Below are 11,298 nucleotides of genomic sequence, written 5' to 3'. Positions count from 1 at the left end.
CCATAAAATTTATAGCCGAGCATTATGGCCTGCTTCTCACTTTTTAGCATTTGAATATAAAATGAAAAATCCAAAGGCAAAATGGGTTGCAGAATTCTCTGATCCGATCCTATTAGATATTCATGGAAAAGAACGGAAGTCAGCAATTATTGATTTAGGGTTTTATAAAAAAGTAAATGCACTTTTAAAGAAAAAGAACCTTCCACTAGCATTAAATAACAATATGTTTTTTTGGTGTGAATACATTGCTTATGCATTTGCAGATGAAATTGTTTTTACAAATGAAAATCAATTGAAATACATGTCTGAAATGTTCCCAATGAAAGAAATGAAAGATGTTATTTTAAATAAAGCTAGAATTTGTAATCAACCGACATTACCGAAGCAGTATTATCACGTTAAAGCAAGTAAATATAGAATTGATGAAAACAAAGTAAACCTAGGGTACTTCGGAACGTTTTATCAAACGAGGAAATTAAATGAAATAATTGAAGGACTTAAATTAACGAAACCTGATTTAAGAGATAAAATTAAACTTCATGTTTTCACTTCAGATCCAAAATCACTTGCAAATGAACTTTCGGGAGATGCAATTGAAAAACATGTAAAAGTGAATACATATGTTAACTTTTTAGAGTTTTTAAATTTTACAACAAAATTCGATTGTCTAATTGTTAATGATGCATTTACGAAGGATTATAAAAATATTAATCCATACTTACCTTCTAAGTTGAGTGATTACAAAGGTAGTGGGAATAATATATGGGGAATTTTTGAGGAAGGCAGTATTCTCAGTAGATTTGAAACGAAATACAAATCTGAGATTGGCGATATTGAAGGTGCTACTAAAGTGTTTGAATCATTAGTTACGGAGAAATTAATTCAACAATTCAACCAGCTTGATGAGGCATTACCGAATGAGAAATTAATGTGAAAACGAAAATAAACAAAGATAATGTTAATAATTTTGTAAAGGGTAGATTCTTTATGATAAAAAAGAGTTTTAATTTGCTAGGACCAATTCTAATCGGATTGGTCTGTAGCTATTTACTTGTTATTTGGTCTCATAATTATTTGTGGAAAAACAATGTGAATCTTTATCAGAATTGGATTATCACAGATTTTTTTAAGTGGAACTTTATGATTGTGTCAGTTGTTGTTTCAATACTAGTAATTGGACTTTCTGTTTTGGGCTTTAATGTTTGGTGGATTTTAATCACGATTGTTGGATCAATTGGAATTTTCTCATATACATTATCAGAGAAAATAAAATATACTGGAGAGCCGTTTCATCCAAGTGATTTATTTTTCCTGCGTGACCCAATCGTCTTTTTACAATTTTCAAAGCTTCCATTTCTTCTTAAATGGGGAGGGCTAATTGGAATCATAACATTTCTTTTTTTAGGGACTTTCTTTGCCTATAAAAAATGGAGAAATGCTACTGCAAGGAAAAATAGTCTACGTTTTTTACTAATCGTATTGCTTGGGGTCTTTTTTACATTTGGTTCAAAAGAAGGCTATGCTTATTTTGTAAAAAACTCAAATGTAAAATATATACCTTGGAATTACGAGACTAGTGTTGAAAGATATGGTATGTATCCAGCATTTTTAGTAACTTATGTAAATAGCAAACGTGAAGAACCAAAAGTACCTAATAAAGTAAAAAATGAGGTCATTAAAGAAATCAATTCTTTAAAACCACTTTCTAAACCTAAACAATTACCAGATATTTTAGTGATTCAAAGTGAGGCTTACAGTATTCTAGATGACATGAAATTAAAATGGAAAACTGATCCAAATGCACCTCTTCGTTCTATAAATGAAGGGATTCATGGAACTCTAATAAGTAATACATTTGGGGGACGGACGGCTAACGAGGAGTTTGAAGTATTAACTAGTCTAAAATTAAAACGTAAATTTGAAAATCGGACACCATACCAAGAAGGAAAAATGGGGAATAGACAATCACCTAGTTTCATTCAAGATGTTAGACACTTTGGTATGGATACGATAGCCCTTCATCCATTTAAAACATCATTTTTCAAACGAAAAGAAGTTTATCCTAACATAGGATTTAATCAGTTCTTGTCAGAAGCAGATTTATCTTCTTGCCAAAAATTTGGTTCCTATTTATCAGACGAATGTAGCTCGAAAAAAGCATTATCTCTAATTAATAAAAAGGGGAGTCAATTTGTATTTTTTGTGACAATGCAAAATCATTTTGATTGGCGTAAAGGTCATTTTCCTGTAGAAAACATGAGAGTTAGTGGAGTACCTATGGATGAGGATTTAAAAGGAAAAGTGGAGAGTTATGCAAGTGGTATATATAAAAGCGGTAATTCTCTTGTTTCAGTATGGCAAGAAATAAAAAAACGTAAGAATCCTACAATCGTCCTTTTTTATGGTGACCATCGTCCAACATTTGGTGATAAAAAGGCAACATATGAGCATTGGGGAGCACCAGTGGAGAAGAGTGAAGGAGAAGATTGGTATAATGAAACACCGATGTGGATTTGGAGTAATGACAAAAATACAATGGACAAGATTAGAAACTATTCGAAGCCATTTTTAGAAAAAGGAAATCTTAAATTAGAATCCTACGAAATTGCACCACTTCTAATGAAAGTTCTAACAAATGGTCAGATTGAACATTCATGGTATGATTGGGTACTTCAAAATCATTCAAATGATATTTGGGATTGGGTAATCTATGACCGAGTATATGGTGATGGTATAACTTTTAATAAAAAGTAAAAATGGGGCCAAAAGGTCCCTTTTTTATTGTAAAAAACTGACTTGTTTTTAGACTTCGGAAAGAAATCTTATTGCATTTTCAAAAGTATTTACATAAATTGGTGGTTCTTGAAAAAAATACAAAAAGAGATAATTATCCTTTAGGAGGTTTGTGATGAGGAAACTAGTTTTCTTAAAAGGTCCTTTAATATTACTAATTGTATTTTTTAGTTTCTTTTGTAATGTTCAACTTAAAAATGTAAATGCGTTTACAAGCCAAGTGCTTCAAATGGGTGCTACAGGAGAAGATGTTATTGAATTACAATCTCGTTTAAAATACAACGGTTATTACACTAGCAAAGTCGATGGGGTATTTGGATACAACACATATTGGGCGGTTAGGAATTTCCAAAATAATTTCGGAATGCCTGTCGATGGGATTGTTGGAGCTAAGACGAAAGCGATGCTCGTAAAAGCTACAAAATATGAAAAAGGTGAAAATGCAGGTGCTGGATCGAATGTTCCGAATGGTTATTCGCAAAATGATATTCAGCTAATGGCGAATGCAGTTTATGGTGAATCACGTGGTGAACCATATATCGGACAAGTAGCAGTTGCTGCAGTCATTCTAAATCGTGTTAGCAATCCATCGTTTCCAAACACAGTGTCAGGTGTTATTTTTGAGCCGGGTGCCTTTACCGCAGTGTCAGACGGACAAATTTATTTAACACCAAATGAGACGGCAAAAAAAGCTGTTTTAGACGCTGTAAATGGTTGGGATCCGAGTGAAAGTGCACTTTATTATTTTAATCCAGACACAGCGACAAGTGCTTGGATTTGGAGCAGACCACAAATCAAACAAATTGGTAGACATATATTTTGCCGATAAGAAAGGAGTGTTTTAAGTGATTAAGGAAGCTGCAATAGGCGTGTTAGCAATTGGACTAATCGGAACATCATATTGGGGTTATACAGAGCATAAGGCTAAAAACGAAATCAATATCCAGGCAGAAAACAACTATCAACGGGCATTTCATGAACTAACTTATGAATTAGATTTATTACATGATAAGATTGGCGATACTTTAGCAATGAAGTCAAAGTCATCACTCTCTCCAGCACTAGTTGAAGTATGGGGACTAACTTCTCAAGCAAGATCTAACGTAGGGCAACTTCCTTTGAGACTATTACCAGTTAATAAAACGGAGGAATTTCTAACAAATATTGGCGATTTTAGTTATCGAACTGCGGTAAGAGATTTAGATAAAGAACCATTGACCCAAAATGAATACGCAACACTGCAAAAGTTATATGATAACTCTGCTGAAATTCAAGGAGAGATTAGAAAAGTTCAGCATATGGTATTTGAGAATAAATTACGTTGGATGGATGTAGAGCTTGCCTATGCAAAAGATCAAAATCCGAAAAATAATGTAATTATTGATGGATTTAAGACAGTGGAAAGGAATGTAATGACATATTCCGATGCAAATGCAGATCCTTCACTGACAAATTATAAAGTAAATCGTGCTAGCCTTTCGAATGTAAAAGGAGAAAAAATAACGACAGAGCAAGCGAAGGACATTGCGAAAAAATTTCTTAAATTAAATAGTACAGCACAAATAAAAGTGGATCTTACAGGTGAAAAATTAGAAGATCGGTACTATAGCTTAGAAATTAAGGAACCAAAAACAAATAGTGAAATTTATATGGATATTACTGAAAAAGGAGGATATCCAGTTTGGGTAATTGATAGTCGAGATATTAAAGCACAAAAAATCGATTTAAATCAGGCTTCTATTAATGGGCTTAAATTTTTAGAACGTAATAAATTCTCTAATATGGAGCTAACTGAAAGCTCACAATATGATACGATTGGTGTATTTACATATGTAACAAAACAGGACGGCGTAAGACTCTATCCTGAATCTATTACGATGAAAATTGCACTTGATGACGGAAGTATTGTAGGATTTTCATCAAGAAATTACTTAGCAGCATATACAAAACGAACGATTCCAAAGCCGAAAATATCGGTTGAAGAAGCGAGAAATAGTATTAGTTCAAACATAAAAATAATGGAAGAGCGCAAAGCGATCATTTTAAATAAATTGAATCAAGAAGTACTTTGCTATGAATTTGTAGGAACACGAGGTAATGACACATATCAAATATTCGTGAATGCGGATACTGGTGTAGAAGAACAGATTAAAAAATTGAATGTCTTAGTCGAAAACTACGACTGATACTCATACTTTTTTAATGATGAGGACTTAAGTATGTAACTTAAGTCCTCTATTTAGTTTTAAGGATTTTCCTAATAATAATGAAGATAAAATGGAAATGGTTTGAGTTAAAACCATTTCCTATTTCATTTTTACTAGATATAAAAATGGTAGGAATTTCAAACTGGCATTTCAGTTCAAAATACATGGATTATTTATTACAAATACGAGACTTTTTTTAGATCGTTTAAATGCAAAATCCTATCAGTTAAGTCTGGCAAGTTATCATACTTTAGGCTTGTACAAAGCTTTATTTTAAGCGACTTTAGGAGCAGGGATTTATGGATTTCAATAAGTGAAAAAATATTTTTTATATTTGTCCTAATGTCCAAACTGGTGAATATATATTTCTTGAGATTAAAATTCTAGAGGGAGAGAGGTAAGGGATAGATTCTGCTTGTTAGTAGAAGTTTAATTGTATTGTAAGCGTTTCCTTTAGAGAGAAAGGGGGATTAAATGAACATATTATTATGTTGTGCTGCCGGCATGTCTACAAGTTTATTAGTTACTAAAATGGAAGCTGCTGCAAAATCTGAAGGAATCGATGCAAGGATTTGGGCAGTGAGTGCTAATGATGTTAAAAATCATCTTGATCAAGCAGATGTATTACTTGTAGGTCCCCAAGTAAGGTATCTACTCCCACAATTAAAAAAAGAAGGTTTACAAAAAGGAATACCAGTTGATGCCATCAATCCGGTTCATTACGGGATGTGTAAAGGAGCAGAGGTCCTGAAATTTGCAATCGATTTAATAGGTTCATAATTTCATATAGGGGTGATTTGTGATGGCCAACTTTACTCAAATGTTAGAAGAGAAAGTAATGCCTATTGCTGGAAAAATTGCGGGTCAAAGACACTTGCAAGCATTACGTGATGGAATTATTTTAACACTACCTCTTATTATTGTCGGTTCTATTTTCTTAATTTTAGGCTTCTTACCATTTGACGGATATCCAGATTTTATGGCAAAAACATTCGGTGCCGCTTGGCAAACAAAGCTTCTTTATCCTGTAAGTGCTTCATTTGATATAATGGCGCTCATTGCAGGATTTGGTATTGCATATCGACTCGCTGAACATTACAAAGTAGATGCATTGAATGCTGGTGCGATCTCGATTGCTTCATTTATTTTATCAACACCATACTTCACAATGTTTACGCCAGATGGAGCAACTGCTGCTATTAAAGTAGGCGGAGTACTACCTATGGCATTTTTAGGAAGTAAGGGTCTGTTTGTTGCTATTATAATTGCGTTGTTCTCAACTGAAATTTATAGATGGGTCATTCAAAGGAATTTTGTTATTAAGATGCCGGATGGTGTACCACCAAGTGTAAGTAAATCATTCGTTGCATTATTCCCTGCATTTCTAGTTATTCTCTTAGTATGGATTATTCGTTTATTAATTGAACATACACACTATGAAACCCTGCACAATGTCGTTGGGGATCTATTACAAGATCCACTTAGTAGACTTGGTGGATCATTAGCTGGAGCGTTAATCGCTGTATTATTAATTCAATTATTATGGTCAGTTGGTTTACACGGTGCGGCAATTGTTGGCGGTATAATGGGTCCAGTATGGTTAGCAGCAACTGATGCAAACCGTTTAGCTCTTCAAGCTCATCATGCAATGCCAAATGTCGTTACACAACAATTCTTTGATATCTTCATCTACATGGGTGGTTCTGGTGCAACAATTTGTTTTGCACTTATGATGCTATTATTTGCAAAGAGTCAGCATGCAAAACAACTAGGAAGGCTATCGATTGGACCTGGTATTTTCAATATTAATGAACCAATTACGTTCGGTGCGCCTGTAGTAATGAATCCATTGCTTTTAGTTCCGTTTATTCTAACGCCATTAGTACTTGTTGTAACCACATATATAGGTATGAAAACGGGATTTGCTCCAAAAACACATGGTATTGCAATTCCTTGGACGACTCCACCAATTATCGGCGGTTGGCTAGCAACTGGAGGTAACTGGAGAGGATCTGCAATGCAATTGATTAATCTTGTTGTAGCGTTCTTAATTTACTTCCCATTCTTTAGAATGTGGGATAAACAAAATTTACAAACTGAACAAGGCTCACCAAAATAAGAAATGCATAATGCATAAAGGGGCTTGCTATCTAGCAGGCTCCCAAACTGTTGGAAAGAGCTCGCTTTCAATCAGTCAGGATACAAAGGTTTTGACTTTTGGTAAAAACACATGAAGCTTGCCAATAGGCAGGCTCTTGGTATTGTTTTCTTACATTCTAGTAAAGGGTGTGATTCTAGTGACAAAAGAAGAATTGTACAACCTTTCCTTTCAGTTAATCTTGCATAGTGGAAATGCTAGAAGTCTTTCAATGGAGGGAATCTATGCAGCAAAAGAAAAGAATTTTGAGCTAGCTTTTGAGAAACTTGCAGAGGCAGATCGCGAGTTTAGTCAAGCACATCGCTTTCAAACTCAATTGATTCAAGCAGAGGCTGGTGGAGAAGATTTTGATACTCCAATTCTATTAATTCATGCACAAGATCATTTAATGACAGCAATGACGCTTAAAGATTTAGCAAGAGAGATTATTGAACTGCGGCAAGAAGTAAGCAACCAATAAAAGGGGGTTACATAGGATGGGAAAATCAATCAAAATTGCGACAATTGGTGGAGGATCAAGTTATACTCCAGAGCTAGTAGAAGGTTTTATTAAGCGGTACAATGAGCTTCCATTACGAGAGCTATGGCTTGTAGATGTTGAAGAAGGCAAAGAGAAATTAGAGATTGTTGGTCAATTAGCAAAACGAATGTTTCAAAAGGCAGGTCTTCCTGTAGAAGTTCATTTGACACTTGATCGAAAAGAGGCACTTAAAGATGCTGACTTTGTTACAACGCAATTCCGCGTAGGTTTGTTAGATGCGAGGGCAAAAGATGAAAGAATACCTTTAAAATATGGTGTACTTGGTCAAGAAACAAATGGACCAGGAGGATTATTTAAAGGCTTGCGAACAATTCCAGTCATTTTAGATATTGTAAAAGATATGAAGGATCTATGTCCAAATGCGTGGTTAGTAAATTTTACGAATCCCGCTGGTATGGTTACTGAAGCGGTGCTTCGTTACACTGACCATCGAAAAGTAGTTGGTTTATGTAATGTCCCAATCGGAATGGAAATGGGAATTGCCAAATTATTAAATGTTGAGCATTCTCGTGTACGGATTGATTTTGCTGGATTAAATCATATGGTTTATGGGTTAGATGTATTTGTTGACGGCGAAAGTGTAAAAGATCAAGTCATTGAATTATTAACGAATCCAGAAAACTCTAGTTTTGTTAAGAATATTCAAGGATATGGATGGGAACCTGAGTTTCTTCGTGCTTTAAACGCATTACCTTGTCCATATCATAACTATTATTATAAAACTCGTGAAATGGTTGAAAAGGATATTAAAAATGCCGAAACTGTAGGGACTCGTGCTGAAGTTGTTAAAAAATTGGAGGATGATCTTTTTGAACTTTATAAAGATCCAAATCTATCAATCAAACCACCTCAGCTCGAAAAACGAGGCGGAGCTTATTATAGTGATGCAGCAGTTAGATTAATTTCTTCTATTTATAATGATAAAGGTGATATTCAACCAGTTAATACGATGAATAATGGTTCGATTGCTAGTATTCCTAATGACTCAGCAGTAGAGGTTAGCTGTGTCATCACAAAGGATGGGCCAAAACCAATCGTAATGGGGGATCTACCTGTATCTGTAAGAGGGCTCGTTCAACAAATTAAATCATTTGAAAGAGTTGCTTGTGAAGCTGCGGTAACAGGTGATTATGATTTGGCCATTCTAGCGTTAACGATTAACCCGTTAGTTGCATCAGATAAAGTTGCCAAGGAAATTGTTGATGAAATGCTAGAAGCACATAAAAAATATTTGCCTCAATTTTTTAAAGAGGTGAAAATTAAATGATTAAATTAATTGTGAATGCAGACGATTTTGGTTACTCAAGGGGAATTAATTATGGAATCATTGATGCACATAAAAATGGAGTTGTTAACTCAGCTACGATGATGATGAATATGCCCGGCGTAAGTCACGCTATAGAGCTAGCAAAAGAAAATCCAAGCCTTCAAGTAGGAATCCATCTTGTTTTAACTTGTGGAAAGCCACTATTAAATGATGTTCCAACACTTGTTAATGAAAATGGTAACTTTAAAAGTAGACATGAATTCTTTGAGGATAAAAATATATCACTAGATGAGTTAGAAAGAGAATGGACTGCACAAATAGAAAAATTCTTAGAATCGGGCCTAAAACCAACTCATTTTGATAGCCACCATCATGTTCATACCGTGCCGGAGTTTTTACCAGTCGTACAGAAATTAGCTCAAAAATATAATTTAAGTGCTAGACGCATTTCTGAAAATGCTTTACAAGGAGTCGCACCTTTTACGGATGTTTTTCTTCATGATTTCTACGGGGAAGGCGTGACAGATGACTATTTTGAAAAGATATTAACACGGATTCAGGACGGTCAATCTGTTGAAGTCATGTGTCATCCTGGTTATCTTGATCACGAGATACTAAACAATTCTTCCTACGCTAAAGATCGAGTAAAAGAAACGCTAATTTTATCTACTGTTAAACTTCCAAAAGAGATTGATTTATTATAGATAATTTAGTTACTAGCATAGAGTTTGAAATCGACTCTATGTTTTTTTGGTATATATATATAATTAGAGTTTTATAATCTTGGGAAAAAATGTAAGATGAAATAGGAGTAGTTTTACACTATAATGAATATTAATAATATTAAAATAATATTTAAGGAAAATACCTATGAAAATTGGAAAAATTATTCATTACCATCGAAAAAAACAACAGATGACACAAGAGCAACTATGTGATGGAATTTGTTCAATTTCTCATTTGAGTAAGATTGAGAACAACTCAAAAGAAGTTAATATCCAAACTTTAAACTTATTGTGTATGAAGTTAGGTATATCAGTTGAAGATGAAAAAAATAAAGTTAGTCATATAAAAATAAAACTACAGGAGTTCTATGACGCAATTGAACGACTGCATCATAAAAAAGCAAATACACTCTATCAAGAGCTCACGGAATATAAAGAGTTCGTCCAATATACAGAATTGCTTTATGTATATGAATTATACATGCTAAGGTATACTTTGTTTTTAAATCAGGTCGATTTGGCTGAGCAATTAATTGAAAAAATGGGTCAAAATACGAAGATGTTTTCTGAGTTTGAACTATTTGTTTGGAATGTATTAAATGCAATTTTTAATCATAAAAGGAATAATTTTATTAAATCTTTAGACTTACTAGAAGAAGTAAAAGATTTAAGGAAACTGTATCGAGATGACATAACGGAATATTATTATTTAAAATCCTTAATGCATTGTAGATTAGGGCAGTCTGCATTAGCAATCTATTTCGGTAATAAAGCTCTAGAAGTTTTCAAAAAAAGGAATAATATCATTAGAATGTTAGATGTGAAAACAATTTTATCAATCCATTTAACTGAAACAGGTGAATATGAAAGAGCAGAAAATTTATTAAAAGAAATACTAGATGATGCAGAATTAATTCAAAATTCAACAATCGAAGAAATGGCTTGGCATAATTTAGGTTTTTTATATGGTACTCAAAATTTTTCAGAAAAAGCGTTGGAGTGTTATTATAAATCACTTGCGTTAATAGAGAAATATACCGAGAGTTATTACCTTACATTAGGAAATATAGCTACGCATTTGCTAAGGCTACAAAAAAATGAACAAGTTGTGAATATGCTAGAACATGAACTAGAATCATTCGAAGATACAACAAAATTAGAATATGTGAAATTACGCGTATTATATTTTGAAGCAAAAAATGAAGAGAAGGCACTAATTCGGTATTTAATGGCAGACGGCTTACCAATTATGGAGAAACACGGTAATCGAATGAAGGTTTATGAATACAGTGAACGAATTGCAGAATATTATCAAAGACAAGGCGATCCACTTTTAGCTAATAAGTATTTACAAATCAGTTTACATCTAATGAAAATGACACATAATACAGGAGTTCTCAGATGAAAAAGAAGATTAAACTTATCGCTCTTTCCCTAATTATTACTGTGCTGGCGAGTGTAGGAATAAATACGTTTCAAAGTCATCATTCGCCAAGCAATGAAATTTACGCATCCAATAAGAAGGAAGATGATCCAAAACCTCCAGGAAGTTGATGGTGGTATAAATAAGAAACACAAGGTTATTTCATGGTCAAGACCCCAAAAAG

At 33.7% G+C, this 11,298-nt stretch carries 11 protein-coding genes; all 11 read left to right on the top strand.

Features of this window, described 5'->3' with window-relative positions; translation table 11 throughout:
• A partial coding sequence (locus CN514_RS14420) for a glycosyltransferase family protein (RefSeq protein ID WP_483295014.1) occupies window positions 1–934 on the top strand: 934 nt, incomplete at its 5' end.
• Between the two features lie 53 nt (window positions 935–987).
• Window positions 988–2,754: an LTA synthase family protein gene (locus CN514_RS14415; RefSeq protein ID WP_141529383.1), complete on the top strand. Its 1,767-nt coding sequence runs from the start codon at window positions 988–990 to the stop codon at window positions 2,752–2,754.
• Between the two features lie 151 nt (window positions 2,755–2,905).
• Entirely contained in the window at window positions 2,906–3,622 is a 717-nt protein-coding gene (sleB, locus tag CN514_RS14410; RefSeq protein WP_435817569.1) for a spore cortex-lytic enzyme, read from the top strand.
• Between the two features lie 16 nt (window positions 3,623–3,638).
• Window positions 3,639–4,979, top strand: coding sequence for a germination protein YpeB (gene ypeB, locus CN514_RS14405; RefSeq protein ID WP_098233189.1), 1,341 nt, complete (start codon window positions 3,639–3,641; stop codon window positions 4,977–4,979).
• Window positions 4,980–5,474: 495 nt separating this feature from the next.
• Window positions 5,475–5,780 carry a PTS sugar transporter subunit IIB gene (locus CN514_RS14400; protein WP_069035316.1) on the top strand — a complete coding sequence of 102 codons (306 nt, stop codon included), beginning with the start codon at window positions 5,475–5,477 and terminating at the stop codon, window positions 5,778–5,780.
• Between the two features lie 22 nt (window positions 5,781–5,802).
• Window positions 5,803–7,119: a PTS cellobiose transporter subunit IIC gene (gene celB, locus CN514_RS14395; protein ID WP_098233188.1), complete on the top strand. Its 1,317-nt coding sequence runs from the start codon at window positions 5,803–5,805 to the stop codon at window positions 7,117–7,119.
• 142 nt (window positions 7,120–7,261) lie between these two features.
• Complete coding sequence (locus CN514_RS14390; RefSeq protein ID WP_483295013.1) at window positions 7,262–7,618, top strand: PTS sugar transporter subunit IIA; 357 nt, start codon at window positions 7,262–7,264, stop codon at window positions 7,616–7,618.
• A 16-nt stretch (window positions 7,619–7,634) separates the two neighbouring features.
• A complete protein-coding gene (locus CN514_RS14385) occupies window positions 7,635–8,966 on the top strand; it encodes a 6-phospho-beta-glucosidase (protein ID WP_098233186.1) in 1,332 nt (443 codons plus the stop codon).
• Window positions 8,963–9,670: a chitin disaccharide deacetylase gene (gene chbG, locus CN514_RS14380; protein ID WP_098233185.1), complete on the top strand. Its 708-nt coding sequence runs from the start codon at window positions 8,963–8,965 to the stop codon at window positions 9,668–9,670. Before CN514_RS14385 ends, chbG begins: the two co-directional genes overlap by 4 nt.
• Window positions 9,671–9,836: 166 nt before the next feature.
• Window positions 9,837–11,096: a helix-turn-helix domain-containing protein gene (locus CN514_RS14375; RefSeq protein WP_098233184.1), complete on the top strand. Its 1,260-nt coding sequence runs from the start codon at window positions 9,837–9,839 to the stop codon at window positions 11,094–11,096.
• Window positions 11,093–11,245: a hypothetical protein gene (locus tag CN514_RS25755; protein ID WP_176525920.1), complete on the top strand. Its 153-nt coding sequence runs from the start codon at window positions 11,093–11,095 to the stop codon at window positions 11,243–11,245. The genes CN514_RS14375 and CN514_RS25755 overlap by 4 nt, the downstream gene beginning before the upstream one ends.
• Window positions 11,246–11,298 lie beyond the last annotated feature (53 nt).

The organism is Bacillus sp. AFS001701 (assembly GCF_002559405.1).
GTDB lineage: Bacteria > Bacillota > Bacilli > Bacillales > Bacillaceae_G > Gottfriedia.
The sequence above is the reverse complement of the archived record's forward strand: the minus strand, read 5'-3'. Positions and strand labels throughout refer to the sequence as shown.